Below are 26,998 nucleotides of genomic sequence, written 5' to 3' on the forward strand. Positions count from 1 at the left end.
TTTCTCGTCGCATGCCGTGCGAAACTCATGAACGAAATCCACGGCGCGGCGGCAAGCAAGGCGATCGCGCCGTGGACCTGAACGGTGCGCTACTGAACGGCGCCTTGCGCCGCCGCTTGCGGTGTGATCTGCACAGCCGCGGCGGAAACGAATACCGCGTGGATCGTGTCGCCAACCTTCACACCGCTGAGGTCGACTTGCGGACCTGCTTCGAGCGTCTGCGTCTGGTACGCGCCGCGCAGCGTGACGAGGCGCCGCTTGCGGTCGATTTTCTGCACGGTGGCCAGCACTTCGATCTGGCGCGCCGATTCAAAACCGCCGGAGGCCGGCGTGTATGTCTGCGTATCGACCCGCTCGCGAACGCCCTTGCTCTTGCCGGTGACACGCTCGGCCTTCACGAGCAGTGCATTCTTGTAAAGCGCATCGACACGGTCGCCCACTTTGAGCTGATCGAAGCCGGCAACTTGCTGGCCGACAAGCACGATCACCACGTTGCCGCCCTCGCCTTTGAGCGTCAGCGCGCGGGTTCCTGGATCGATGCCCACAATCGTCGCCTTCATGTGTATCGGCTCGACTGCGCCGACAACGCCTTGCGCGGCGCTTGCCAGCGAATCTTGCGCCCATGCGGGCTGGGCCGTGGCGAGCATAGCTGCCACGCATGCTGCTCCAATCGTCGCTGCCTTCATTTACGCTCTCCTTGATGAGTCGCCGTGTATGACTGCAGATTCGCATCACACCGAACCCGCACTTATTGAGGACGCTTGAATAAAGGTAAGGCGCTTAATTCTACATCTCTGGTCACGCGTGCCAATCCCGCGGATCGTCGCATGCAAACTGAATATCCCTACCTCTTAGGACCAGGCAGCGCACAAAAACAAACAGCCTCTTCGCTTTCGCGAAGAGGCTGTTGCCGTTCTATTACATGGCGCCCTATGCAGATGCATCCAACCGCATCTGCGCGGCACCGTCAAACGCGTTCGATGGCGATCGCGATGCCCTGTCCCACGCCAATGCACATCGTGCACAGCGCAAAGCGCCCTTGCGTGCGCTGCAATTGATACATCGCCGTGGTCACGAGCCGCGCACCGCTCATGCCGAGCGGATGGCCCAGCGCAATTGCGCCGCCGTTCGGGTTGACGCGTGCGTCGTCGTCGGCCACGCCGAGCGTGCGCAGCACCGCAATGCCTTGCGAGGCGAACGCCTCGTTCAGCTCGATCACGTCGAACTGATCGATGTTCATGTTCAGGCGCGCCAGCAGCTTTTGCGTGGCCGGCGCCGGACCCATGCCCATCACGCGCGGCGCGACACCCGCGGTTGCAATGCCCAGCACGCGGGCGCGCGGCGTGAGGCCGAAGCGCTTCGCGGTCTCTTCGTTGGCGAGCAGGAGCGCCGCCGCGCCGTCGTTGACGCCCGACGCATTACCCGCCGTCACCGTGCCGTCCGGGCGCACCACGCCCTTGAGTTTGGCGAGCGCCTCAAGGCTCGTTTCGCGCGGATGCTCGTCTTGCGACACGGTAATCGGATCGCCCTTCTTCTGCGCGATCGTCACTCCGACAATTTCCTGCGCGAGCGTGCCGTCCTTCTGCGCGCGGGCCGCTTTCTGCTGGCTGCGCAGCGCGAATGCGTCCTGATCGGCACGGCTGATCTTGTAGTCGGTGGCGACGTTCTCGCCGGTCTCGGGCATCGAGTCGACGCCGTACATCTGCTTCATCAACGGATTGACGAAGCGCCAGCCAATGGTCGTGTCGTAAATGTCGGCCTGGCGCGAGAAGGCGCTCGCTGCCTTGCCCATTACGAACGGCGCGCGGCTCATGCTTTCCACGCCGCCCGCCACCATCAACGCGGCCTCGCCCGACTTGATCGCGCGCGCGGCGATGCCGACCGCGTCCATGCCCGAGCCGCACAGACGGTTTACCGTCGAGCCCGGCACGCCTTGCGGCAAGCCGGCCAGCAGCAGCGACATGCGCGCGACGTTGCGGTTGTCTTCGCCGGCCTGGTTCGCACAGCCGTAGATCACGTCGTCGACGGCGTTCCAGTCGACGTTCTGGTTGCGCTCCACCAGCGCCTTGAGCGGCACCGCGCCCAGATCGTCGGCACGAACCGACGACAGCGAGCCCGCGTAGCGGCCAATGGGGGTGCGAATCGCGTCGCACAGGAATGCTTCGGTCATGTGTGTCTCCAGTGATGTGCTGCGTGCGCCGCGTCGTCTACATGGGATGCGCGCGTCACGCGCCGCTTCGGACGGATAAGGCGGGCAACGGCCGGACGGGCTCGACGAGGGGTGGCCTCATACGGTTTCAGCTTAGCGCAAGACAATCAGCAATGCGTTTGCGCCGCCGGACGATTTGTTCTCCATACGAACAATAGGTCGTATATCGAACATCAAGACTCGATAATAGGCGTGTGGCGGAAACGTTGTCAAGCGTGCGCTTGTCCAGAGCAGGCAGCAGGCAGCGTCAGGAAAGACGCGCGAGATGCGGGCAGTGCCGCAATGCGCCGGACGAAAGAAGCGCTCGCGCCGTGCGCCTTGTCCACCAAGGCCGCGGCGCGAGGCTGGGGGAAGTCTCAAGGCGTCTGAATGCCTTCGTCGGCGATATAGCCGCGAATTACGTCGGCGAAATTGCGGTCGCCGCGCAGGCCGAGCTGTTCGGCACGAGAAGTGTCCCAGCGGCCGGGCCAACTGCCGACAATCTTTGTCACGCGCTCGTCCGGCTGCCAGACAATGCGTTTAGCGACTTCGTCGCCCGCCACTTCGCGCAGCGCCGCGACCATTTCGTCGACGCTCACGGAAATGCCCGGCAGGTTCAGCACCCGCTGGTTGCCGAGCGCCGCGGCGTCCAGTTCGAGCCCCGCGATCAGACACTCAATTGCTTGACGCGGCGACAGCAGCCACAGGCGCGTCGCGCCGTCGACAGGGCACACGGCCTCTTCGCCGTTCAGCGGCTCGCGGATAATGCCGCTCGCAAACGAAGACGCCGCCGCGTTGGGCCGGCCCGGCCTCACGCTGATGGTGGGCAGGCGCAGCACGCGCCCGTCGACAAAGCCGCGCCGCGAGTAGTCGTTGAGCAGCAATTCGGCAATCGCCTTTTGCGCGCCATACGACGACTGCGGATTGAGCGCCGTATCGTTCTGCACGACCTCGGGCAGGTTGCCACCGTACACCGCGACTGAACTGGTGAACACAACGCGCGGCCGGTGTCCGCGATGGCGGCATACATCCAGTAACAGCCGCGATGCGTCCAGATTGATGCGCATGCCTAGATCGAAGTCCGCTTCGGCCTGCCCGCTGACAATCGCGGCCAGATGAAAAATGGCTGCCGTATCGCTGTCGATCACGCGCTCGAGCACGCTGCGCTCCGCGATATCGCCCACTTCGGTCCGCACGCGGCTGTCGCCGAAATCGTGCGCCTCAACGACGTCGAGCAGCACCAGTTGCGTGAGTGCTTGCGGCATGCCTTGCGCGTCTTTCAGCGAGCCGCGCGCGAGCAGTTCGCGTGCGAGACGCTGGCCAAGGAATCCCGCGCCGCCGGTAATCAGTACTTTCATGATTCGATTGTGCCCTCGTGTTGGTCGTTTGCTGTCAGGCTGCGTTCAGATAGGGCTTGAGCCAGCCGAGCCCCGCCGAAGTCGCGGCGCGCGGCCGGTATTCGCAGCCGATGTAACCGTCGTAGCCGAGCGAGTCGATCACCTCGAACAGATATGGATAGTTGATCTCGCCGGTGTCGGGCTCGTGCCGCTCCGGCACGCCGGCAATCTGAATGTGGCCGATGCCCGCGTAATCGCGCCTGAGTTTCATCGCCAGATCGCCCTCGACGATCTGGCAGTGGTAACAGTCGAACTGCACCTTCAGATTCGGCGCGCCGACCTCCGCGCAAATGGCCTGCGCCTCGTCCTGCCGGTTGAGAAAAAAGCCCGGCATGTCGCGTGTATTGATAGGCTCGATCACGATCGTCATGCCCTCGGCTTGCGCAGCTTGCGCCGCATGCGCAAGGTTGCGCAGATAAACCTCGCGATGCCGCTCGCGGGACTGGTCCGCAGCAATCAGACCCGCCATGACGTGCAGTTTGCGGTTGCCGATCACTCGCGCGTAGTCGAGCGCCGTGTCGATGCTGCGGCGAAACTCGTCTTCGCGCCCTGGCAGCGTTGCAATGCCGCGCTCGCCGCTTGCCCAGTCGCCCGGCGGCGCGTTAAAGAGTGCCTGCGTGAGGCCGTTTGCATCGAGCCGTGCCTTGATTTCTTCGGCACGAAAATCGTACGGAAACAGGAACTCGACTGCTTTGAAGCCGTCTTTCGCGGCGGCGGCAAAGCGGTCCAGGAACGCGTGTTCGTTGTACATCATCGAGAGATTCGCGGCGAAGCGAGGCATGGCGGCAACTCCTTTAAAGCGAGGTTCGGTGCGCGGCACGCAAAGCCATGACCGCCATGCGTGCGCCGCGCACCATGTGATTAACGATTGACCAGTTTCGCGGGCGTGAGCCATGTGGCGAACGCGCCGATCACCAGCATGCCGGCCAGCACGTACATGCCGGTTTGCGTGCTGTGCGTGAGGTCCTTCAGATAACCGATCATATAAGGGCTTGCGAAACCCGCCAGATTGCCGATCGAGTTGATGATCGCAATGCCGGCTGCGGCAGTCGCGCCCGACATGAACGCCGTCGGCAGCGACCAGAAAAGCGGCGCGCAGGTCAGCACGCCGGCTGCGGCTAGCGAGAGAAACGCAATGGACACGATCGTGTTGCTCGCAAACGATGCCGCCACCGTGAAGCCCACCGCGCCGAACAGCGCCGGCACGATCAGATGCCAGCGGCGTTCGCGATGCTTGTCCGCGCTATGACCGAGCACGTTCATCACGACGATCGCGCAGACAAACGGAATCGCACTCAGCAAGCCGATGTTAAATGCGCCGCTCACGCCTGTCGATTTGATGAGCGTCGGCATCCAGAACGTGAGCCCGTATTGGCCGGTCACGAACGCGAAGTAGATCAGCGACATCCACCACGTGCGCGGATCGCCGAACACCGCGCGCAGCGAATGCGCGTCGGCCTTTTCCTTCGGCTGCGAGGCGGCGATTTCGTCGCAGAGCAAGCGCTTTTCAGGGTCGCTCAGCCATTTCGCGCTGGCAATGCCGTTGTCGAGATACAGGATCGTCGCAATGCCGATAGCGACCGCCGGCACGGCCTCGATGAGGAACATCCACTGCCAGCCCGCGAGACCCGAGTTGTTGTGGAACGCCTGCATGATCCAGCCCGAGAGCGGATTGCCGAAAATGCCCGACACCGGAATCGCCGACATGAACACCGCAATGATCTTCGCGCGCCGATGCGACGGAAACCAGTAAGTCAGATACAGGATCACGCCCGGATAAAAACCGGCTTCGGCAAGCCCGAGCAGAAAGCGCAAGATATAGAACTGTGCCGGCGTCTTGACGAAGACGAACAGCGCCGACATCACGCCCCACGTAATCATGATCCGCGCAATCCAGATACGCGCGCCGATCTTGTGCATCAGAATATTGCTTGGCAGTTCGAACAGAAAATAGCCGATGAAGAACACGCCCGCGCCCAAACCGAACACCGTCTCGCTGAACGCGAGATCTTGTGACATCTGCAGCTTGGCGAAGCCCACGTTCACGCGATCCAGATAAGCGACCACGTAGCACAGCATCAGGAACGGGACGATGCGCCAAAACACTTTCCTGTAGGTACGCTCGACTTGCGCGGCGCCGGGTTGCCCCGTGGCCGCCGCAATCGGCTGGGCCGATACGGCCTGATACGAACTCATGCAATGTCTCCTTGATTGGAAGGGTGATGCGTCGCCTGCGGCGATCTGGGTTTGTGTGGCTCGGACGTGGCGGGTTGAGGCCGGTTGACGCAGGTTAAGGCCGCTTTTGCTCCGTCGTGATCCGTCGTGCCTGGTCGCGACAGGGGGCAACAACCAGCGGGCAACTACCAGCGGGCGCCGAACACATCGCGTAACTCGGCAAGTGCGGCTTCGTCTAGCGGTGCGGGCCGCGGGTTCGTCATGAGCCACAAACGCGCGGTCTCCTCCAGCTCTTCGAGCGCATACGAGGCCTGCGCAACCGAGCGTTCCCACACCACCGGCCCGAGGCGTTCGAGCAGCACGGCGCGCACGCTGTCGGCCAAAGCCTCGATTTGCGCGGCGACCTGCGGATCGCCCGGCCGCCTGTAACGAATCAGCGGCACGTGGCCCACTTTCATCACGTAATAGGGCGTAACGGGCGGCAGTACGTCGTGCTCGCTCCAGACGCCCGCGAGCGTCAGCGCAACCAGATGGGTCGAATGCGTGTGCACGATGCCGCGCGCTTCTGCGTTGCGGGCATAGATGCCGCGATGCAATGCCAGCGTTTTCGACGGCTTGCCGCCCGACACCGCATTGCCCGATAAAGCCACCTTCGCGATATCGGCGGGATCGAGCCGGCCGAGACAGGCGTCGGTTGGCGTGATGAGCCAGCCGTCGTCCAGCCGTGCGCTGATATTGCCCGCGCTGCCCACCGTATAGCCGCGCTCGTAAAGACTCGCGCCGCTCACGCAAATCTCCTCGCGCACGCGCGCTTCCTGCGTCGCGTGAATGGCGGGCGTGCCTGCCTTTGCGCTCTCCATTGAGTTGCTCATTGAGCGCCTCCGTCCAGATGGCGCAGCGCTTTTTCGAAGAAGTCGGTGGTGCCGAAGTTGCCCGACTTGAGCGCAAGCGCAAGCGGTTGTGCGCCGGTTGTCGCCGTAGCGGGTACGCCCGGGTCGATCTGCGCGCCGATGCGCAAGCTGCGCACGTTCAGCGCCTGCACGACGGCTCCCGAAGTCTCGCCTCCCGCCACCACGAACTTGCGCACCCCACGTTCATACAGGCCGCGCGCAATGGAAGCCAGCGTGGCTTCGACCAGATGCCCTGCCCGATCGACGCCGAGTTGGTTCTGCACCGCCTTCACCTCGTCGGGCGTGGCGGTGGCGTAGATCAGCATCGGCTCGGCTTTGTCGAGATGCGTCTGCGCGAATGCAAGCGCCTGTTCGACCACTGCTTCGCCGCGCGCCGCCGCGAGGGGATCGACGCGAAACGCGGGCCGCGTTTCGCGCCATGCCGCCACTTGCGCATTGGTCGCTTTGGACGCGCTGCCCGCCAGCACCGCCGACAAGCCCTCGACGCGCGGCAGTTGCGCGGCATTCTCACGCGACTCGAGCAAACCCGCGCGGCGGAAATTGGCCGGCAGACCCAGCGCGATACCGGAGCCGCCTGTGATCAGCGTGAGATCGGCGCATGCTTCACCGAGCACGTGGAGGTCGGCGTCGCAGACCGCATCGGCGATAGCCATGCGGACACCGTCTTTGCGCAAGGCGTCGAACGAGTCGCGCACCGCATCGACGCCTTTCGCGACGGCGTCATAACGCACGAGCCCGACCTTTGCTTGCGTCTGACGCTGCAGCACACGCACGAGGTTCGCGTCACGCATCGGCGTGAGCGGATGGTTTTCCATGCCCGACTCGTTGAGCAACGCGTCGCCGACGAACAGATGCCCGCGAAAAATCGTGCGGCCGTTCTCGGGAAACGCCGGACATGCAATCGTGAACGCGCTTGCCTGGTCGCCGCCGCCGAGCGCATCGAGCAGCGCATCCGTAACCGGGCCGATATTGCCCGCGTCGGTGGAATCGAAAGTGGAACAGTATTTGAAAACGAACTGGCGGCATCCTTGCGCACGCAACCAGTCGAGCGCCGCGAGCGATTGCGCGACTGCTTCGGCGGCAGGGATGGTGCGCGACTTCAGCGCGACGACAATCGCGTCGGCCTCTATCCCTTCGCCTTGCCCCGGCACGCCAATAGTCTGGACGGTGCGCATGCCGCCGCGCACCAGCATGTTCGCGAGATCGGTTGCACCGGTGAAGTCGTCGGCGATGCAGCCTAGCAGCGCGCGTTGTGTCGTAGCTGTCATGACAGCGCTCTCCGTTACTTCGCCGCCGGCACTTCAATGCCGGGGAAAATCTTGATGACCGCGGAATCGTCCTCGCCGCCGTGACCGGCTGTAGACGCCATCATGAACATCTGGTGTGCCGCCGCCGAAAGCGGCAACGGAAACTTCGAGCGGCGCGCGGTATCCAGCACGAGGCCGAGGTCCTTGACGAATATGTCCACGGCCGACAGCGGCGTGTAGTCGCCATTCAGTATGTGCGGCACGCGGTTTTCAAACATCCATGAATTGCCCGCGCTGTGCGTGATCACGTCGTAGAGCGCGTCCGGGTCCACGCCTTCGCGCAAGCCGAGTGCCATCGCCTCGGCCGCCACCGCGATATGCACGCCCGCGAGCAACTGGTTGATGATCTTCACCTTCGAGCCGGCGCCGTGCGCCGAGCCGAGGCGGTACACCTTGCCCGCCATCGCCGCGAGCACGTCCTCGCATGCCGCGTAAGCGGCCGCGGGGCCGGAAGTCATCATCGTCATTTCGCCGGACGCCGCGCGCGCCGCGCCGCCGGAAACCGGAGCGTCGAGCATCTGCAAACCGGCGGCCTCGATGCGCTTGCCGAGTTCGATCGCGAAGTCGGGTGCCACAGTCGCGCTTGCGATCACGACGCTGCCCGGCTTCATCGCCGCCACCGCGCCCTGCTCGCCGAACAGCACGGCTTCGGTTTGCGCCGCATTCACGACCAATGTGACGACCACCTCGCATTGCGCGCCGAGTTCCGCGGGCGATGCACAGCCCACGCCGCCTTCGTTGACGAACGCCTGCAGCACTTCGTTGCGCAGATCGCAGGCGTGAACGCGAAAGCCTGCGCGCAACAACGAGCGCGCGACGCCCAGGCCCATTGCGCCAAGACCAATGACACCGACATTTCTGGACATGCTTGAACCTCTCTGGAATCTGTCACGCGCTCGCACGCAGTGGCGCGAGACGTGCGGAAAGCGCGGCGTGCGCGGCGTACCGAGGGCCGTGGCGACCCATCAGCAAATGCCAGCTTCCGCGAGCCGCCGCGCCGCGTTGTACATGTGGGTGCGCGCCGCATTGCGCGCGGCCATCGGGTCGCCTGCGCGGATCGCAGCGGCAATGGCCGCATGCTCGTCACGCACCTGGCGCGAGAAGTCCTCGCGCAGTGCTTCGTTACGACGGGTAACCACCGTGCCCGCCTCGAGATACTGGTTCAGGAACGTCAGCGTCTTGAGGAAGTACGGATTGCCGGTGGCCGCCGCAATCGCACGATGGAATGCGACGTCTTCGGTCACGCCGTCCTCGCCTTCGGCGACGGCCTGATCAATCTTCGCGAGCGCCGCGTCGATGGCGACCATGTCCGCGTCGCTGCGGCGCATCGCGGCCTCGGACGCCACCTCGGCCTCAATCGCCCGCCGCAGCGCGAGAATCTGCACGACCGAGCCCGGCTCGACCGCTTCCGCGTAGTCGATGCGCAGCGGCCGCACCGTCCCGTGCGCTGCGACGAACACGCCGCTACCCTGACGCGGCTCCACCACGCCTTCGTTCTTCAGCCGCGAGATCGCCTCGCGAATCACCGTGCGGCTCACGCCGAACTGCTGCGCGAGCACCGCTTCGGTCGGCAGCTTGCCGCCGCGCTCGAACGCGCCCTTGTCGATCTGCTTGAGAAGCTGCTGCGCAACCGTGTCGCTCAACGCGCGCGCTGGAATCTTGTCGAACATCCATGCCTCGTTGTCATGTCATCGGGTCATCATACAAATTTTGGATGCTGCCTGCATCCGCGCTAACCCTGGGTTCTCGCGGACGAGCGTCCGAACGCCCGCGAAGTTGGCGAAACTGAGGGCTTAAGCTATCGTCACGCCTTCATGCACCGCTGCGACGATCCGGTCGGCGCACGCGGTGTCCGAGTCTTCGAACGCATTTTTCCAGGTCCATGAGCAAAGCCTTGCCGCCGTCTTCCGACGTTCCCGCCAGCGCCGAACCGGCCCCGGACAAACCGGGCGACTCCTACGTACAGTCGTTCGCACGCGGCCTCGCGGTGATCCGCGCGTTCGACGCGAAACGCCCGGAACAGACGCTCACCGACGTGGCCGCCGCCACCGGCCTCACGCGAGCCGGCGCGCGGCGCATTCTGCTCACCTTGCAGACGCTCGGCTATGTGGAAGCCGAAGGGCGCCTCTTTCGCCTCACGCCGAAAATTCTCGACCTGGGCTTTGCGTACCTGACGTCCATGCCGTTCTGGAACCTCGCCGAACCCGTGATGGAGGAATTGTCCGCGCAGGTGCACGAGAGCTGTTCGGCGGCCGTGCTGGACCGTACCGAGATCGTGTATGTGCTGCGCGTGCCGACGCACAAGATCATGACGATCAACCTGTCGATCGGCAGCCGCTTGCCGGCCTATTGCACGTCGATGGGCCGCGTGCTGCTCTCCGCACTCGACGACGAGACGCTCGACGCCACGCTGAACTCGTCACCGCTTTACGCGCACACACCGCGCACGGTGACCGACAAGGAAGAGTTGAAGAAGCTGATCGCACAGGTGCGCCGCCAGGGCTGGGCTATCGTCGATCAGGAACTGGAAGGCGGCTTGATCTCGCTGTCCGCGCCAATCCGCAATCGCCAGGGGCGGGTGATCGCGGCCATGAACATCAGCGGCAACGCGCAGCGCAATTCGGCCAAGCAAATGGTCAAGGCGTTTCTCGAGCCGCTGCAACAGGCGGCGCAAACCGTGTCCGAGATGGTGGCGCGGCGCGGTTGATGCTGCCGGGGCCTGCGCCGCAACATCAAGAAAGGCCCGCATGCGCGGCCGGCGCCGCGCCCGCTGCGCGCTCTAACGGCTCAGGTACCGCTCAACGAGCCGCGTCCAGAATGCGGCGCCCACCGGCAGGTTGCGGTCGTTGAAGTCGTAGTGCGGGTTGTGCACCATGCAACCGTCTTCACCCACGCCGTTGCCGATACGCAGAAAGGTCCCCGGCCTTTTTTGCAGCATGAAGGCAAAGTCTTCGCTGCCCATCAGTAGGTCGGTCTGCGCGACAACCTTGTCGTCGCCCACCAGTTCGCGCGCAACTTCAATCGCGAAATCTGTTTCGTCATCCGAATTGATGACGACCGGATAGCCTTCGATATATTCGACAACGGCTTTGGCGCCGTAACTCGCCGCCTGTGACTCAGCAAGCTCGGCAATGCGCTTTTTCAAGAGCGCGCGCACTTCCGCGCTGAACGACCGCACGCTCAACTCGAGCGTTGCCGTACCGGCGATCACGTTGCTCGCCGTGCCCGCATGCATGGAGCCGACCGTCACCACCGCCGGTTGCGACGGATCGACATTGCGCGCAACGATCGTCTGCAATGCCATGACAATGCTCGCGGCCACCACGACCGGATCGACCGTCAGATGCGGGCGCGCCGCATGACCGCCCACGCCTTCGATCGTAATGATCGCCTTGTCGCCCGCCGACATGAACGGCCCCTTGCGGAACAGCAGCACGCCGGGCTCCGCGCCCGGGTGATTGTGCAGACCGAACACGGCGTCGCACGGAAAGCGCTCGAACAGGCCGTCTTCGATCATTTTCTGCGCGCCGCTGTCTACGCCGCTCTCTTCCGCCGGCTGAAAGTACAGATGCACCGTGCCCGAAAAATTGCGCGTGTGCGCAAGGCGTTGCGCCGCGCCCAGCAGCATCGTGGTGTGACCGTCGTGGCCGCACGCGTGCATCTTGCCGTGCGTGCCGCTCGCATAAGGCAAGCCGGTCTGCTCGACGATCGGCAACGCGTCCATGTCCGCACGAATGCCGATGCTGCGCTTGCCGTCGCCCACCTTCAGCGTGCCGACCACTCCGGTTTGACCGACGCCGCGCGTCACCTGCCAGCCCCATTGCTCGAGCCTTTCGGCCACGAGCGCAGCGGTTTGCAACTCTTCGTAAGCGAGCTCCGGATGGCGATGAATGTGATGGCGAATCTCGCGCAGGCTTTCGGCGGCGGGAATCAGATCGGCTACTTCAGTGAAACGCGCGGTTTCGCTCATTTTGCAAAAGACTCCGTAAGGGGAAGCTCAAGGCTGGAAGGACGACACGACGACAGAGGAACACGCCTAGCGCCGTTCGGGGGCCTGGAGGAAGGCGATAAACGCATGGCCCGCGTCTTCCAGCTCGCCGGAATTGTCGATGGATTCACAGCGCACGCCGTCGGGCAACGAGAATGGCGCGTGGCGCGCGAGTCTTGCGGCTACCTGTTCCGCCGATTCGCGAGCCCGCGCGCCGAGACGCGCCTCGAGAATATGCGGGGCGGCATCCACATGCACGACTTCGGCGCGCGGATAGCGTGCGAGCGCATGATGCAGATACTGGCGCGAGCCGTTCACGACCACCGTGCAGCCGCGCGCGAGCCACGCGTCGAGTTCTATGCCGATGCCGTAGCGCAGCGAATGGCTGGACCACTCGAGGGCGAAGAGGCCAAGCAGCGAGCGGGCGGCGAACTCTTCGACACTCAGCGCGACATGTTCCTCGCCATTGCCGCTTGGCCGCGTAATGTAGCGATGCGCGAACAGAATCGGCTCGCCCGCAAGACGCTTGCGCGCGAAACCAAGCAAAGCATCTTTGCCTGCGCCGGACGGCCCCATCACATAGACCAGGCGACCTGTCATTGGCCCCTCACCTCGTGGCTGTGAAACGGCACACTTTGCCACAAGACGGCGGATTTTTGGGGCTCTTCATTGAGCGACGCAGCCACTGCACACGTTGGGGGCGCGCAGCGGCAGCAACCTTGAACCTGCTCATAAGACGTGGCGCGTCTTAAGCCGTGGGCTCGGCTTCCTGTCCTTCGGTGGCTCCCTCGCCGGTCTGCGCGTGCACCGCTTCGGCGCGCTCGGCCTGCTCGCGCCGGCGCGCTTCGAGCACGTCCTGATAACGCAGATATGCGCACCGTCCCCCGGATTTCGCCACGTACATCGCGGCGTCCGCATTGAGCAGCAGTTCTTCCGCCGTACCGCTGTCGTCGGGAAACTGGCTGATGCCGATGCTCGCGCCCACCGTCATGCCCTGGCCGTCCATCACGATCTCTTCGTTGAGCGTCGTCATGATGCGCGATGCAACGCCCGGCGCCGCTTCCGCCGAACGCGGCCCTTCTATCAGCACGATGAATTCGTCGCCGCCGAGTCGCGCGACGACATCCGCGGAATGCAGCACCTGCTTGAGCCGCCGGGCCACCGCAACGAGCACCTTGTCGCCGACGGAATGGCCGAACTGATCGTTGATCTGCTTGAAGCGGTCGAGGTCCACGAACAGCACCGCGAGCCCTTCGCGGCGGCGCGTTGCGTCCTGAATCGCGCGCTCCAGCTTCTCCATGAACAGCGTGCGATTCGGCAATCCGGTCAACACGTCATGCGTGGCCAGGTGCACGAGCTCGCGCTGCTTGACGTGCAGCGCGTCCATTTGCGAGCGGATTTCACGGCGCAGGCGATCGAAGCCGCGCGCGAGCACGCCGATCTCGTCGGTGCGCTTGAGCGGCAGCGTTTCCATCGCATGTTCGGCGAACAGATGGGTTGCCGCGTACGCGAGCATATGCAGCGGCCTCGTAAGCGCGCGTGCGAAGAGAATCGCGAGCAGCACGGCCAGCACGCTGAAAATCAGCACCATATGGATAATGCTGTCGCCCAGCAGATGCGCGCCGGAGAGCACGTCCTGGAGCGGCTTGCCGAGCCCCAGCACGATAAAACGGTTGCCCTGGAACGCGCCGAACGGTCTGCGCACAAAGGCCAGCACCTGACCGTCCGTCTGCCGGGGATGCGCGATGTCGTCCACCAGTACCTCGCTTTCCTTCTGGTCGAACAACGGTTTGGTGACGGCGAAGCTATCCTGCATCAACACGCGGCGGCCCACGTCGAAACCGAATGTTTTGGCCGGGTCGGGATGAACGAGAAAGTCGCCCCATTCGTTTGCGAGATAAACCTGATAATCGCTCGGCAGATCGCTTTGCAGGCGCTTTAACAAATCTCCGAGATCCACGTCGATTACCACGACGCCCACCACCGCGCCCTGCGCATTCGTCACGGGCGTGGCGACCCGCAGCGTCGGCTTGCCTTGCGCCGCGTGCGCGCCGTATTCGTGATTGACCAGAATAGGCGACGTGTAAATGCGCCCCGGCGAAAATGCGAGCGGCTCGAATACGTACGGAAACTGGCCTTTTTCCTGCAGATCGACGCCTTGCACGCGCATGAGCCCGTCGGCGTCGCGATCGAAACGAATGATCTCCAGACCATGATGCGCGCGGCTGATCAGACGCACTTGCAGATATTGAACATGGTGGACCATGAAGCTCGAATACACCTGCGCGAGCCGCTCGCGCATCACATTCTTGCCGAAGCCGTCGTCGCTCGCCGCGACTTCCGCCGACGAGGGGAGACTCGCGAGCACGAGCGCGTCCGCGCCGACATCGTCGATCGAGGTGGAAATGCGCTCGCCGAGCAATTCGGTGGAGGTCAGCAGGCTGCGCCCGGCCTCCTTCACGAGCATGGTGCGGTTCGAGTGGTACGCGTAATAGCCGGTCGCGCCCGATGCCAGCACGCCGATGCAGGCGAGCAGCACAGACAGTTTGAAGGTAAGGCCAGGACGGAACATCAGAAGCGCTCCGAGCGGTCACCGGACGCGATTCTGGCCCACAGGTCCTCGCGCCGCTGAATGTTTTCGACCGGACCGATCCACACGATGCGCGCGTTATCGTTACTCGCGGTGGGCGCGCTCAGTGTATTGGCGAGCCCTTGCCGCTGCGTCAGCAGCCGGCTTACGTCCGGTTCCAGCATGTAGTTGATCCAGGCGAGCGCGAGCGCCGGGTCGGCGGCCGCACGCGTCATCGACCAGCAGTCGAGCCAAGCGAGCACACCTTCGTCCGGAATCGCGTAGCCGACATCGGCGCCCGCGCGGCGCAGCAGTTCCACTTGCTGCGTGCCGTAGTTGCCGAACATCAACGCGACCTTATGCTGGATGAAGAACGCAGTGGCCTCTTCGGGCAACGTGTAATAGGTCAACAGATTGCGGCGCAGTTCGACGAGCTTGTGAGCGATCGCCCGCATCTGCTCGTCGTTCAGATTGAAGGGATCGCGATAACCCAACGCCAGCGCCGTGAAAGAAAAGTTGTGCTGCGCGCTGTTGAAGTCGAGCACCTTGCCGCGGTAGCGCGGGTTCCACAGTTCGCGCATCGAGCGCGGCGCAACCGGCACTTGCTTACGGTCGTAAATGAGGCCCATCGACGAATAGGTAAATGGAATGGCGTACACCTTGCCGTCCGTCACGAGCCCTTCTATTGCCGCGCGCGCCTGGAATCGCGGCAACTGTCTTGCGGTATTCGGCAGGCTTTGCAGATCGAGCGGCGCGAGCAGATTGGCGCGCGTATAACGCTGTATTTCGGCGGTGTTCGCAGCGAGCACGTCGAAACGCGGGGCGTTCTTCGCATGCAGTTGCGCCCACAGTGCTTCGTCAGAATCGACGAGCGTGACCTCCACCCTCACGTTGTGGCGCGATTCGAAAGTCCTGACCACGTCGGCATCGGCGTAACCGGGCCATGCGAGAACATGCAGCACCTTTTTCGTGGCCTCGGCCGAGGCTGGCGAAAACATTCCAACGCAAAGACACACGCTCAGCACGAGTCGCAGCAGGATGCCGCAGCCGCTGCGCGCAGCCGACCCTATGCGCCGCGCAGCGGCCGTCATTCGCCGCTGGCCGCGCCGCGCGTTGCAGCACTTTTCATCTGCCGTCGAAATCTTGTGCATACAACACCGTTTAGCAGAAGGCAGTTCAGGCGAGCCTATGTCCGCGTATTAAATCGCGAATGAATACCGGAGAACGTTTCCTCAGACAGGACTGCTGTGCTTTTGCGCTGCATGGCGACCGGCAGGAGCAACGATGATAGCGCCAAGCAATATGTTTTTGGTTTTCTTACTGTGTGAATGCCCATAAATAACTCGGCCTAGGCGGGACATGGCGAGCAATCATCACGTCTTAACGGCACGCGCTTTAACTTTCTTTAATCTTGCGATGAATTAAATGGACGCTGTCAACGTAAACACTCTTTAACGATTCCTATTCAGGGCAGTATCACAACGTGACGGAATGCGACATAACGACCTGAGTCACTGGCGACATATCGATGCGGGATACATCGCCCGCGGCTGCAACCAGGCAGGAGCGCCTTTGTTTTAGAGGCGTCCGTCGTCCGCCATCCGGTGTTTCACTAACTACCCAATCTTTTTGAACTGATAAGCTTGGCGCGCGCTGCTGGCCGCCCCGGCCGGCAGCTTCAACCCAGGCCCGGTCGTGAGTCGCGCCGGGTTTCCCGCCAGCGGCACAACCGCATGCGGGAGTATTTGAACTACACCGAGGAGTTAAACAGTGAAAAAACTGCTAGCGGCTTTGACGGTTGCTCTGCTTGCCACCGTCTCGATTGGCGCACACGCTAAAGATTGGTCCACCATCCGTTTCGGCGTCGATGCCAGCTATCCCCCGTTCGAGTCCAAAGGCTCCGACGGCAAGCTCGTTGGCTTCGATATCGACCTCGGCAACGAAATCTGCGCGCGCCTGAAAGCCAAGTGCGTGTGGGTGGAAAACGATTTCGACGGCATGATCCCGGCGCTGAAGGCCAAGAAGTTCGACGGCGTGCTCTCGTCGATGTCCATGACGCCGCAACGCGCCGAACAGATCGCCTTCTCGTCGAAGCTGTTCAACACGCCGACGCGCCTCGTCGCGAAGAAGGGTTCGGGCATCCTGCCGACGGCTGAATCGCTGAAAGGCAAGACGGTCGGCGTCGAACAGGGCACGATCCAGGAAACCTACGCAAAGACCTACTGGGAACCGAAGGGCACCAAGGTCGTGCCGTATCAGAACCAGGACCAGGTGTACGCGGACTTGCTGTCGGGTCGCCTCGACGCAGCGCTGCAAGACGCCGTGCAAGCTGAAATCGGCTTCCTGAAAACGCCGCGCGGCGCAGGCTTCGACTTCGTCGGCAAAAACCTGGACGATCCGAAGATTCTCGGCAACGGCGCGGGTATCGGCATGCGCAAGGAAGATACGGACCTGAAGGCGAAGGTGGACAAGGCCATCGCCGACATCATCAAGGACGGCACGTACAAGAAGCTCGAGAAGAAGTACTTCGACTTCGACGTGTACGGCAGCTAATACGCCGGACTCCAGGTCCACGCGCCCGCCGCGCGTCTAGCGACGCGCTGAACGGCCCCGGAACGGGCTCTGCCATACGCGGAGCCCGTTTTGTTTTGTGCCTGCGTGATGCTCTGCTTTGTGGCCTGCTCAGTGGCCTGCTCAGTGACCTGCTTGATGGACCGCTTTGTGCCCCGCTCAGTGCCTCGCTCAATACCCCGCCTTGTGCCGGCCAAACACGCGCGTCGCCGTATCGGCTAAGATCGTGCGATCGAGGTGCCGCAGGTTTGCCGCCGGGTCGTGCCGCCGGCGCCTTGCGCCCTACAAGCTTCCCTCTGTAATCAACGACATAGCGGCGCGCCGCCTCCCCCGCGAACTCGACAACCATGCAAACCCAATCCCATCCGCTGATTGCCCCGACGCTCGGCACCGCCCGCAGCCTGACCAGTTTCCATTACGGTCCGGCCGGCGGACAGAAGATTTATATCCAGTCGTCCCTGCATGCCGACGAACTGCCGGGCATGCTCGTTTCCTGGGCACTGCGCCGCAAGCTTGCCTCGCTCGAAGCCGCCGGCAAGCTGCGCGGCGAAATCGTGATCGTGCCGGTAGCGAACCCGATTGGCCTGAACCAGCACTTTCTCGGGCACCTGACAGGGCGCTTCGAAACCAACACCGCGCAGAACTTCAACCGCAATTTCCACGATTTGTCGGCACTGGTGTTGCCGGTTATAGAAGAGCGCCTCACGGACAACGTCGACGCAAACCGCACGGCGATCCGCACGGCGATGCGCGAGGCCCTCGAAGCGCAACAGCCCACCACCGAACTGGAATCGCAGCGTCTCGCGCTGCAAAAGCTCTCGTACGACGCGGACGTGGTGCTCGATCTGCATTGCGACTGGGAAGCCGCCATGCACCTGTACACGAATCCGGACCTTTGGCCTGAAGTCGAGCCGCTCGCGCGTTACCTCGACGCAAAGGCGTCACTGCTCGCGCTGAACTCGGTCGGCAATCCGTTCGACGAAATTCACAGCTTCTGCTGGTCGGATCTGCGCGGCCGTTTCGGCGAGCGTTTCCCCATTCCGAACGGCTCCATTTCGGTCACCATCGAATTGCGCGGCCAGCGCGAGGTGTCCTACGAGTACGCCGAGCGCGACGCCCAGGCAATCATCGAATATCTGACCGGGCGCGGCGTGATCGAGGGCACGGCGGCGCCGTTGCCGCCGCTCGAATTCGCGGCCACCCCGCTCGCTGGTGCGGAGCCCATCGTGGCGCCCATCAGCGGCGTGCTGGTGTATCGCTGTGAAGTGGGTACATGGGTCGACGCAGGCACTGAAATCGCCGACATCGTCGATCCGCTGACCGACCGCGTCGTCACGTTAAAGAGCAGCGTGGCCGGCGTGTTGTACGCGCGGCACCTGACGCGCTTTGCGACCGCAGGCATCGAGTTCGCACGCATTGCGGGCGCAACCGCATTTCGCACAGGGTCGCTGCTGAGCAATTAATTGATTGACCCGCAGCAAATAGAAAAGGCGCCGTGAAGGCGCCTTTTGCACTCGCCTCGCGTCAGAGCGCAGCGTCAGAGCGAAGTGTCATAACGAGGCGTCAAAGCGAAGCATCAGAAAGCAGGAACAATCGCGCCCTTGAACTCCGTGTCGATGAACTTGCGCACTTCGTCGGACTCGTACGCAGCGACGAGTTTCTTCACCCACGGCTGATTGCGGTCCTGGTCGCGCACGGCGATCAGGTTCGCGTAAGGCCCTTTCAGGTCTTCGATTGCAATCGCGTCTTTAGTCGGCTGCAGTCCCGCCTTCACCGCATAGTCGGTATTGATGGATGCCGCAGCCAGATCACTCAGCGCACGCGGCAATTGCGCGGCGTCCAGTTCGACCAGTTTGATCTTCTTCGGATTTTCGGCCACGTCGAGCGGAGTCGCGTTGACGCCATTCGTGCCGACGCCCGGCTTCAGCCGGATCACGCCATACTTCTGCAGCAGCAGCAACGCGCGATTTCCGTTCGAGGGATCGTTCTGAATGCCGACCTTCGCGCCCTCCGGCAGATCTTTCAGCGATTTGAGTTTCTTCGAATAGAAGCCCATCGGCGACACATACGTCAGCCCCACATTGACGATCTTGTAGCCGCGCTGCTTGATCTGGCTATCGAGAAACGGCTGATGCTGAAAGCCGTTGGCGTCGAGATCGCCGGCATCCAATGCGGCGTTCGGCTGCACATAGTCGTTGAATTCGATCACTTTGAGGTTCAGCCCTTCGCGCGCCGCCACCTTTGTCACGACCGACCAGATTTGCGCGTCGGGGCCGCTCATCGTGCCGACCTTGAGCTGCTTGCCGTCCGCATGCGCAAACGTTGTCGTCAACGAAAAAGCGGCAGCGCTCGCCACGGTAAGCAGATTCCTGATGATGATCCGGCGTTGCATGCATTTCCCCATAAGCGGTTGGATTGACAGGCGCGCATCGTCGCACGTGGCGGCTGCGCTCTAAAACCAATCGTTTTTCACACGCTTATATCGGCGAAGCAGAGAAAGCTTATGCACGCATGGCCGCGCTCAATGCGGTGCAATGTTTCGCCGCATTGACTGAACTGTGGCGTATGCGCGACACATCCAAAAATGAATGCGCCTGTCATATGCCTTACCCAGCGTTCCCTTAAATTTCCGGCCATCGCGCGACCTTACCAAAGAGTGCGGCGCCGCGATCGCTTAATTTTTAATCGGAGAACGTCTTGAACAAGAAACTACTGACCGCCGCTACCCTCGCAGTCTTCGCAAGCGCAGCACATGCACAAAGCAGCGTCACGCTGTACGGCGTGATCGACGCCGGTATCAGCTACGTCAACAACTCGAAGACCAGCACTGGTCACGACAATCTCTTCAAATACGACGACGGCGTTGCTCAAGGCAGCCGTTGGGGCCTGCGCGGCTCGGAAGATCTGGGCAATGGCCTGAAGGCGCTGTTCGTGCTGGAAAACGGCTTCAACAGCGGTAGCGGCACGCTCGGCCAGGGCGGCGCGCTGTTCGGTCGTCAGGCGTATGTCGGTCTGTCGCAGAACAACGTCGGCTCACTGACGTTCGGCCGTCAATACTCGTTCTCGACCGATTACCTCGGCGGCGCGTACTCCACCGGCGGCCAAACCGTTGCTGGCAACTACGCCTATCACATCAACGACATCGACCAGTTGACGTCGAGCCGTATCAACAATTCGGTCAAGTTCAGCAGCGCGAATTTCGCGGGCCTGACTTTCGGCGCAATGTACGGCTTCTCGAACCAGGCGGGCGCATTCGCAGGCGCGCCGGCATCGGGCACGACCGCAGCGCCGGTCGCGGGCTCCTCGCGTGCCTACAGCTTTGGTTTGAACTACGCGAACGGCCCGTTCGGCGTGGGCGCGGCATACACGGACATCCACTACCCGAGCCAGGCGACTCCCGCATTCTCGACGACCATCGCGAACGTGACGACGGGCAACATCCGCGATCTGCGCACGTTCGGCGTGGGCGGCCGTTACACGATTGCAGCGGCCACGCTGTGGGCGTTGTACACGAACACGCGCCTTGCGCCGATCACGGGCGGCGCGACCACGTTCGCTGCGTATGAAGCGGGCGCCAAGTACGCGTTCACGCCGGCGCTGACGGCAGGCGCAGGCTACACCTACATGCACCTGAGCAACGCCAACCGCGGCCATTGGAACCAGGTCGACCTGAGCGTCGACTATGCGCTGAGCAAGCGTACCGACGTGTACGCGCTGGGCATCTATCAGATCGCGGCAGGCCGCAACGGCACGCAGGATCTGCAGGCGCAGATCGGTTCGAGCACCAGCTACTTCAACACGTCGGGCACCGGCGCGGACAATCAGCTGGCGTTCCGCGTGGGCGTTCGCCACAAGTTCTAAACGCTCTAAACGCGGCGCTCGGAACCCGCGAGGGTTGCTGACGTAGACAGCGCGACATGTACAAATGCCCCTGCTTTGCAGGGGCATTTTTTATTTGCGATCTGTGCGGCGGCGCACAGAATCACGCGGAAATCAGCCTTGACCGCGCCTGGTGGCGACTCTACCTTGTCATTCACAACGCGCAGACCTGCTCGCCGTTTTGTCATTTGGTCCCGCCGGGAGGCCGTATGGAACGTGAGCCAGAGACTTCTTCCGCAGCCTCGCCCGCAGACAATGTAGAGCCTCCTTCGCCCGAAAGGCTGCTGCACCTGGGCATGGCGTTCTGGGGTTCGAAAACGTTGTTGTCCGCCGTCGAACTGGGCGTTTTCACGCAACTCGCAAGCGGTCCGCGTAGCGCGGCGGCGCTTACCGAATCGCTGGGGCTGCACGCTCGCTCCGCACTGGATTTTCTCGACGCGCTCGTTGCGCTATCGGTGCTCGAACGGCACGACGGCACCTATAGCAATACGCCGGATGCGGATCTGTTCCTCGACAAGGCCAAGCCCTCATATGTCGGCGGCCTGCTCGAAATGGCGAATGCGCGGCTCTATCCCTTCTGGGGCTCGCTGACGGAAGCGTTGCGCACCGGCTTGCCGCAAAACGAAGCAAAGAGCGGCGGAAATCTGTTCGACGCTATCTACCGCGACGAGGCGTCGCTGCGCGGTTTCCTGCGCGCAATGAGCGGCGTGAGCCTCGGCGCCGCGCGTGCCATCGCCCAGCGTTTCCCGTGGAGCGAGTACCGATCGTTCATCGACATCGGGACCGCGCAAGGCGCGTTGCCGGTGCAGGTTGCATTGGCCCATCCCCACTTGAGCGGCGGCGGCTTCGACCTGCCGCTGGTGGGTCCCGTGTTCAACGAATATGTAGCCGCGCACGGACTTTCGGACCGCCTGCAGTTTTATCCCGGCGATTTCTTCAAGGACCCGTGTCCTTCGGCGGACGTGCTCATCATGGGCCATATTCTTCACGACTGGCCGCTGCCGCAAAAACTCGAACTCTTGTCGAAGTGCCATGCTGCGTTGCCGCCAGGAGGCTCGCTCGTGGTCTACGACGCGATCATCGACGACGAACGCCGCAGCAACGCGTTCGGCTTGCTAATGAGCCTGAACATGCTGATAGAAACACCGGGCGGGTTTGATTACACCGGCGCGCAATGCCGCGAATGGATGAGGCAGACGGGTTTCGCAGAAATACGGGTAGAGCATCTGGCGGGCCCGGATTCGATGGTTGTCGGAGTCAAGTGAAGCCGGCCTCGGGCGAATTTGCTTGCTAACGCACTCAATAAAGCCCCTTCATCACTCTTTCCGGCGCATCCTGATCGTACTGCGCGCCGTCGAACGTGCCTCCGCTCAGTCGCCGGTGCATGTCGCCTGCGCTCGGCAAACTCGCGCGGTCGACGTGCTTTTGCGGGTCCCATAGCGCGGAGCGCACCAGTGCCTTCGAGCAGTGAAAATATGCCGCCTCGACATGCACGATGAGCACCGTACGCGGCAATCTTCCGCGGACTTCAAACCGCTCGAGCAGTTCGGGGGCGATGGAGATTTCGGCGCGCCCATTTACCCGCAAGGTCTCGCCGACGCCCGGCACCAGGAACAGCAGAGAAACCCGCGGATCGGTCACAATGTTCTTCAAACTGTCGATGCGGTTATTCCCCGGCCTGTCCGGCAATGCTAACGTGCGCTCGTCCAGTACCTGAACGAAGCCGGCCGCATCGCCTTTCGGCGAACAATCCGTGCCGCCCGGGCCCACGGAAGACAGCACCGCGAAAGGCGACGCGCGCACGAATGCCTGATAGTCGCTATTGAGGCAGTCAATTTCTTTCCACACCGCGCGCTCGTGCGGCTCGCCGTAAATCTGCTCCAGTTGCTCTACGCTTTTCACCGTGAATGTCATGGTCCACGCTCTTGCCTGGAAACGGTTGATCAAATTGGAACATGCAGTATAAGCAGCGCACTCGTGGTTCGCCTGGTCGCTTTGCGCTGGAATCGCGCAGATTCTGCCCGCTGCGGCAAAGCTAGCCGCCCACTGCATAAGGCCGCGTCATCAACTCGAGCAAGTGACCGTCCGGATCGTCGAAGTAAAGTCCCCGGCCGCCGTTGTGCAAATACGTTTCGCCCGCGCGTTGTTTGCCGGGGTCGGCCCAATACGAAATGCCTCGCTCGCGAATCCGCGCAAAGGCCCGCTCGAATTCTTCGTCGCTCATCAGAAACGCATAGTGCTGCGAGGAAATCGGTTCATCGCTATTGAAGAAATCCAGCGACACGTCATTGGCCATTTGCACGATCAGCATTTCTCCGAATGGAACGGGAGCCGGCAGATCGAGAATATCCAGAAGAAACCGGGTCGACGCCCGCTTGTCGCGGCACCAGACAATAGTATGGTTCAGTTGCACGTTCACAATTGCGCCTCCATGCAGTAGTACTTCCCCAATCAATACAGGCGATTGCGGGTCACCCCACCTCCGCCAGGTCCCGCGCGACAAAATCCACGAACGCGCGAATGCGGTTCGACATCTGATGCCGTTGCGAGTAAACGGCGAAGATGTCCGCGTTCGGCGTGTCATAACCGGGCAGCACGACCACGAGCGAGCCATCGGCCAAGTAGTGTTTGATGTCCCACTCCGCGCGCAGCAGAATGCCGTGCCCTTCGAGCGCCCACTTCACTGCTATTTCGCCGTCGTTCGTGGTCAGCGTGCCCTTGATGCGCACCGCTTCGGTCTTCTGCGACGCACCTTTGCCCGATGTCAGGCGCCACACGCCATATGCCTCGTCGCCCTGACGGATGCCGATGCAGTTGTGCCGCGTGAGATCGTGCGGCGTCACCGGCATGCCGTGCGAAGCGATGTATGAAGGCGCCGCGCACAACAAACGCCGGTTGCCCGCGAGGCGCCGCGCGATTACGCGCGTATCGGGCGGCTCGCCAAAACGGATGCAGACGTCGAACGTATCGTCTGTGAGCGGCGGCGGCGTGACCGACAACTGAAGCTGCACCGATACCTGCGGAAACTTCGCGACAAAACGCGAAATGGCGGGCCCGACGTGGCTGCGCCCGAAGCCGAGCGTGGCATTCACGCGCAGCAGTCCCTTCGGACTCTTCTTCGCCGAACCGAGCAACTCGGCGAGTTCGTCGATCTCGTCGAGAATCCTGCGCGCATGCTGCAGATATAACTCGCCTTCGGGCGTGAGCATCATGCGGCGCGTCGTCCGGTTGACGAGCGCGACACCCGCGCGGCTTTCCATCTGAGTGAGCCGCTTGCTGACGGCCGCCGCCGTCAAACCGAGTTCGCGCGCCGCCGCACTCAGGCTGCCAGATGCCGCTAGCGTCGAGAAAAAGCTCAGATCGGCTGGCTGGACGGTATCTGGCATGGGCTGCACTTATGAATTGAAGTTAAAGATGCTTTGAGTCTAGCACCGGTTTTTGCGCGCAGATCTGCGTACAGTCGTCGCAATCGCACAATATTTCCCCGGAGACGCAGCATGAAGACCTATCGCATTGCAACCATTCCCGGCGACGGCATCGGCAAAGAGGTCGTACCGGCCGGCGCCCAGGTTCTCGAAGCGCTGGCGAAAACAACGAAGTCGTTCGCATTCGAATTCGAGAACTTCGACTGGGGCGGCGACTATTACCGCAAGCACGGCGTGATGATGCCGGCCGACGGACTCGATGCGATCCGCGACAAGGACGCGATTCTGTTCGGCTCCGCAGGCGATCCGCACATTGCCGATCACGTCACGCTGTGGGGTCTTCGTCTGAAAATCTGCCAGGGTTTCGACCAGTACGCGAACGTCCGCCCCACACGCATCCTGCCTGGCATCGACGCACCGTTAAAGCGCTGCAAGCCCGAAGATCTGAACTGGGTGATCGTGCGCGAGAACTCGGAGGGCGAGTACTCCGGCGTGGGCGGCCGCGTTCACCAGGGCCATCCGATTGAAGCCGCAACGGACGTGTCGATCATGACCCGCGCCGGGGTCGAACGCATCATGCGCTTTGCGTTCCGGCTCGCGCAATCCCGTCCACGCAAGCTGCTGACCGTGATCACCAAGAGCAACGCACAACGGCACGCCATGGTAATGTGGGACGAAATCGCACTCCAGGTCTCGAAGGAATTCCCCGACGTTACATGGGACAAGGAACTGGTGGACGCGTCGACCGCGCGGATGATCAATCGTCCCGCGAGCCTCGACACCATCGTCGCGACCAATCTGCATGCGGATATTCTCAGCGATCTGGCCGCCGCGCTCGCCGGCAGCCTCGGCATTGCGCCGACCGGCAATATCGACCCGGAACGGCGCTTTCCTTCGATGTTCGAACCGATCCACGGCTCCGCATTCGACATCATGGGCAAGGGACTCGCGAACCCGGTGGGCACGTTCTGGTCGGTCGTGATGCTGCTCGAGCATCTCGGCGAACTCGATGCGGCGAACCGCGTGATGCAGGCAGTGGAAGCCGTGACCGCCGATAAATCGCTGCATACCGGCGACCTGGGCGGCACGGCGACCACGGCACAAGTGACCGCCGCGGTTTGCGCGTTTATCGAACAAGCCGCCTCGAATAGCGCGAATGCATCGAAAGGAATGCCCTTCGGCAACGCCGCGTAAGCGGCGCAGCTTCGCACTCTGCCGCATTCACAAGAGCAAAACGCTCGAGCCTCCAGAGGAGGAGACAATCATGACGGACCTCGAAACCCGGGTGTCCCGCAAGCTGATGCTGCGGATCATCCCGTTCGTGATGCTGTTGTATTTCGTGAGCTTTCTGGACCGTGTCAACGTGGGCTTCGCCGCGCTCACGATGAACAAGGCCATTGGCCTGTCGCCAGCCGCGTTCGGACTTGGCGGCGGCCTCTTTTTCATCGGCTACTTTCTGTTCGAGGTGCCGTCGAACCTCATTCTTCACAAGGTCGGCGCGCGCCGCTGGATTGCCCGCGTGATGGTGTCGTGGGGCATCGTCTCGCTGGCGTCGGCATTCGTCGTCGGGCCGAACAGCTTCTATGCGCTGCGCTTTCTGCTCGGCGTGGCTGAAGCGGGCTTTTTCCCCGGCATCATCCTGTATCTGAGCTTGTGGTTTCCAACCCGTCAGCGCGCCGTCGCCGCCGCGTGGTTCATGGCCGCCGCGCCCATCTCCACCGCCATCGGCTCGCCCATTTCCGGCGCGATCATGAAGCTGCCGTCGGTTGCGGGTCTCGCGGACTGGCAGATGCTCTACATTCTGGAGGCACTGCCGGCGGTAATCCTCGGCTTCTTTGTAATCAAATACCTGACCGACACGCCGTCGCAAGCCCAATGGCTCGCGCCTGAGGAACGCGAATGGCTGATCGCGAAGCTGAAAACCGAAGCCGACGCGCGGCAGTCGCATGCGGGCCACACTGCGGGCGCGTTGAGCGCGCTGCGCGATCCGCGCGTTCTGGCGTTGGCGCTGATTTACTTCGGCACTTCCGCGGGCTTGTACACGCTTGGCTTGTGGGCGCCGCTCATCATCAAGCAGTACGGCTTCGACGCGTTTCAGACGGGCTTGCTGGCGGGCATACCGAGCATCGTCGCAGTAGTCGTGATGATTTTGTGGGCGAAGCACTCGGACCGCACCGAAGAGCGCACCTGGCATGTCGTGATTCCCTGCGTGCTGGCCTGCCTCGGCTTTGTGTTCGCCGGTAACGCGGCCACTGCGCTGATGATCGTGCTTGCGCTCGTGGTCGTGAACGTCGGCATTAGCGCAGCCAAAGCGCCGTTGTGGGCGATGCCGAGCATGTTCCTGTCGGGCGCGGGGGCGGCAGCGGGAATCGCGATGATCAATTCGATCGGCAATCTCGGCGGCTTTGTCGGTCCGTTCGCAATCGGCTGGCTGAAGAACGTGACGGGCGGCTATTCGGCGGGCCTCTATGTGGTCGGCGCGACGCTGGCCGTGTCCGCCGTCGTCACGCTGATGCTGAGCCGGCAATCGAAAGAGCGGCCCGTCGCGGCGGGCCAACGGCACGGCCACTGAAGAGGCACGCGCTTCA

Annotated in this window: 24 protein-coding genes; 7 read left to right on the forward strand and 17 right to left on the reverse strand. The window is 62.7% G+C overall.

Annotated elements, in window-relative coordinates:
- Positions 1 to 89: 89 nt before the first annotated feature.
- The 9 genes from JNB89_RS02515 to JNB89_RS02555 all read right to left on the reverse strand — a co-directional run bounded on the left by JNB89_RS02515 (position 90) and on the right by JNB89_RS02555 (position 9,648).
- The gene (locus JNB89_RS02515; RefSeq protein WP_135891698.1) at positions 90 to 686 is read right to left on the reverse strand and encodes a hypothetical protein; all 597 of its coding nucleotides are present in this window, start codon (positions 684 to 686) and stop codon (positions 90 to 92) included.
- Positions 687 to 967: 281 nt separating this feature from the next.
- The gene (gene pcaF, locus JNB89_RS02520) at positions 968 to 2,170 is read right to left on the reverse strand and encodes a 3-oxoadipyl-CoA thiolase (protein ID WP_135891697.1); all 1,203 of its coding nucleotides are present in this window, start codon (positions 2,168 to 2,170) and stop codon (positions 968 to 970) included.
- A 395-nt stretch (positions 2,171 to 2,565) separates the two neighbouring features.
- Positions 2,566 to 3,546, reverse strand: coding sequence for a D-erythronate dehydrogenase (denD, locus tag JNB89_RS02525; protein ID WP_135891696.1), 981 nt, complete (start codon positions 3,544 to 3,546; stop codon positions 2,566 to 2,568).
- A 34-nt stretch (positions 3,547 to 3,580) separates the two neighbouring features.
- The gene (otnI, locus tag JNB89_RS02530; RefSeq protein WP_013341617.1) at positions 3,581 to 4,366 is read right to left on the reverse strand and encodes a 2-oxo-tetronate isomerase; all 786 of its coding nucleotides are present in this window, start codon (positions 4,364 to 4,366) and stop codon (positions 3,581 to 3,583) included.
- Positions 4,367 to 4,446: 80 nt separating this feature from the next.
- Positions 4,447 to 5,781, reverse strand: coding sequence for an MFS transporter (locus JNB89_RS02535; RefSeq protein WP_220361122.1), 1,335 nt, complete (start codon positions 5,779 to 5,781; stop codon positions 4,447 to 4,449).
- A gap of 164 nt (positions 5,782 to 5,945) precedes the next feature.
- Complete coding sequence (locus tag JNB89_RS02540; RefSeq protein WP_220361123.1) at positions 5,946 to 6,632, reverse strand: aldolase; 687 nt, start codon at positions 6,630 to 6,632, stop codon at positions 5,946 to 5,948.
- Positions 6,629 to 7,939 (reverse strand): 3-oxo-tetronate kinase, encoded by a 1,311-nt coding sequence (otnK, locus tag JNB89_RS02545; RefSeq protein WP_220361124.1) that lies wholly within the window; start codon positions 7,937 to 7,939, stop codon positions 6,629 to 6,631. The genes JNB89_RS02540 and otnK overlap by 4 nt, the downstream gene beginning before the upstream one ends.
- A gap of 14 nt (positions 7,940 to 7,953) precedes the next feature.
- Positions 7,954 to 8,880, reverse strand: coding sequence for an L-threonate dehydrogenase (ltnD, locus tag JNB89_RS02550; RefSeq protein WP_346656181.1), 927 nt, complete (start codon positions 8,878 to 8,880; stop codon positions 7,954 to 7,956).
- Positions 8,881 to 8,943: 63 nt separating this feature from the next.
- Entirely contained in the window at positions 8,944 to 9,648 is a 705-nt protein-coding gene (locus tag JNB89_RS02555; RefSeq protein ID WP_013341622.1) for a FadR/GntR family transcriptional regulator, read from the reverse strand.
- 212 nt (positions 9,649 to 9,860) lie between these two features.
- Between JNB89_RS02555 and JNB89_RS02560 the strand changes: the two genes are divergently transcribed.
- Positions 9,861 to 10,685: an IclR family transcriptional regulator gene (locus tag JNB89_RS02560; RefSeq protein WP_135891692.1), complete on the forward strand. Its 825-nt coding sequence runs from the start codon at positions 9,861 to 9,863 to the stop codon at positions 10,683 to 10,685.
- A gap of 72 nt (positions 10,686 to 10,757) precedes the next feature.
- Here JNB89_RS02560 and JNB89_RS02565 read toward each other — a convergent pair whose 3' ends face one another.
- The 4 genes from JNB89_RS02565 to JNB89_RS02580 all read right to left on the reverse strand — a co-directional run bounded on the left by JNB89_RS02565 (position 10,758) and on the right by JNB89_RS02580 (position 15,686).
- A complete protein-coding gene (locus JNB89_RS02565; RefSeq protein ID WP_220361126.1) occupies positions 10,758 to 11,948 on the reverse strand; it encodes a M20 aminoacylase family protein in 1,191 nt (396 codons plus the stop codon).
- A 66-nt stretch (positions 11,949 to 12,014) separates the two neighbouring features.
- On the reverse strand, positions 12,015 to 12,566 hold the full coding sequence (phnN, locus tag JNB89_RS02570) for a phosphonate metabolism protein/1,5-bisphosphokinase (PRPP-forming) PhnN (RefSeq protein ID WP_013341625.1): 552 nt from the start codon (positions 12,564 to 12,566) through the stop codon (positions 12,015 to 12,017).
- Positions 12,567 to 12,714: 148 nt separating this feature from the next.
- On the reverse strand, positions 12,715 to 14,538 hold the full coding sequence (locus JNB89_RS02575; protein WP_220361127.1) for a diguanylate cyclase domain-containing protein: 1,824 nt from the start codon (positions 14,536 to 14,538) through the stop codon (positions 12,715 to 12,717).
- Entirely contained in the window at positions 14,538 to 15,686 is a 1,149-nt protein-coding gene (locus tag JNB89_RS02580; RefSeq protein WP_135891688.1) for an extracellular solute-binding protein, read from the reverse strand. The genes JNB89_RS02575 and JNB89_RS02580 overlap by 1 nt, the downstream gene beginning before the upstream one ends.
- A 619-nt stretch (positions 15,687 to 16,305) precedes the next feature.
- On the opposite strand from JNB89_RS02580, the gene JNB89_RS02585 reads away from it, so the two are divergent.
- Together JNB89_RS02585 and JNB89_RS02590 are read left to right on the forward strand one after the other, a co-directional pair.
- Positions 16,306 to 17,088, forward strand: coding sequence for an ABC transporter substrate-binding protein (locus JNB89_RS02585; RefSeq protein ID WP_013341628.1), 783 nt, complete (start codon positions 16,306 to 16,308; stop codon positions 17,086 to 17,088).
- A 365-nt stretch (positions 17,089 to 17,453) separates the two neighbouring features.
- Complete coding sequence (locus JNB89_RS02590; RefSeq protein WP_220361128.1) at positions 17,454 to 18,569, forward strand: succinylglutamate desuccinylase/aspartoacylase family protein; 1,116 nt, start codon at positions 17,454 to 17,456, stop codon at positions 18,567 to 18,569.
- A 113-nt stretch (positions 18,570 to 18,682) separates the two neighbouring features.
- Here JNB89_RS02590 and JNB89_RS02595 read toward each other — a convergent pair whose 3' ends face one another.
- Positions 18,683 to 19,498 (reverse strand): MetQ/NlpA family ABC transporter substrate-binding protein, encoded by an 816-nt coding sequence (locus tag JNB89_RS02595; RefSeq protein ID WP_220361129.1) that lies wholly within the window; start codon positions 19,496 to 19,498, stop codon positions 18,683 to 18,685.
- Between the two features lie 305 nt (positions 19,499 to 19,803).
- Here JNB89_RS02595 and JNB89_RS02600 point away from each other — a divergent pair, with 305 nt between their 5' ends.
- Positions 19,804 to 20,967: a porin gene (locus tag JNB89_RS02600; RefSeq protein WP_220361130.1), complete on the forward strand. Its 1,164-nt coding sequence runs from the start codon at positions 19,804 to 19,806 to the stop codon at positions 20,965 to 20,967.
- Positions 20,968 to 21,194: 227 nt separating this feature from the next.
- On the forward strand, positions 21,195 to 22,250 hold the full coding sequence (locus tag JNB89_RS02605) for a methyltransferase (protein WP_220361131.1): 1,056 nt from the start codon (positions 21,195 to 21,197) through the stop codon (positions 22,248 to 22,250).
- A 34-nt stretch (positions 22,251 to 22,284) separates the two neighbouring features.
- On the opposite strand, the gene JNB89_RS02610 is transcribed toward JNB89_RS02605, so the two are convergent.
- From JNB89_RS02610 to JNB89_RS02620, 3 genes are all read right to left on the reverse strand, one after another.
- Complete coding sequence (locus tag JNB89_RS02610) at positions 22,285 to 22,899, reverse strand: pyridoxamine 5'-phosphate oxidase family protein (protein ID WP_220361132.1); 615 nt, start codon at positions 22,897 to 22,899, stop codon at positions 22,285 to 22,287.
- Between the two features lie 121 nt (positions 22,900 to 23,020).
- Complete coding sequence (locus JNB89_RS02615) at positions 23,021 to 23,404, reverse strand: VOC family protein (protein WP_220361133.1); 384 nt, start codon at positions 23,402 to 23,404, stop codon at positions 23,021 to 23,023.
- 52 nt (positions 23,405 to 23,456) lie between these two features.
- Complete coding sequence (locus tag JNB89_RS02620) at positions 23,457 to 24,371, reverse strand: LysR substrate-binding domain-containing protein (protein ID WP_220361134.1); 915 nt, start codon at positions 24,369 to 24,371, stop codon at positions 23,457 to 23,459.
- A gap of 111 nt (positions 24,372 to 24,482) precedes the next feature.
- On the opposite strand from JNB89_RS02620, the gene JNB89_RS02625 reads away from it, so the two are divergent.
- The gene (locus JNB89_RS02625) at positions 24,483 to 25,604 is read left to right on the forward strand and encodes a tartrate dehydrogenase (protein WP_220361135.1); all 1,122 of its coding nucleotides are present in this window, start codon (positions 24,483 to 24,485) and stop codon (positions 25,602 to 25,604) included.
- A 70-nt stretch (positions 25,605 to 25,674) separates the two neighbouring features.
- Entirely contained in the window at positions 25,675 to 26,982 is a 1,308-nt protein-coding gene (locus JNB89_RS02630; RefSeq protein WP_222858864.1) for an MFS transporter, read from the forward strand.
- Positions 26,983 to 26,998 lie beyond the last annotated feature (16 nt).

This window comes from Paraburkholderia phenoliruptrix (assembly GCF_019511605.1).
GTDB classification, from domain to species: Bacteria; Pseudomonadota; Gammaproteobacteria; order Burkholderiales; family Burkholderiaceae; genus Paraburkholderia; species Paraburkholderia phenoliruptrix_A.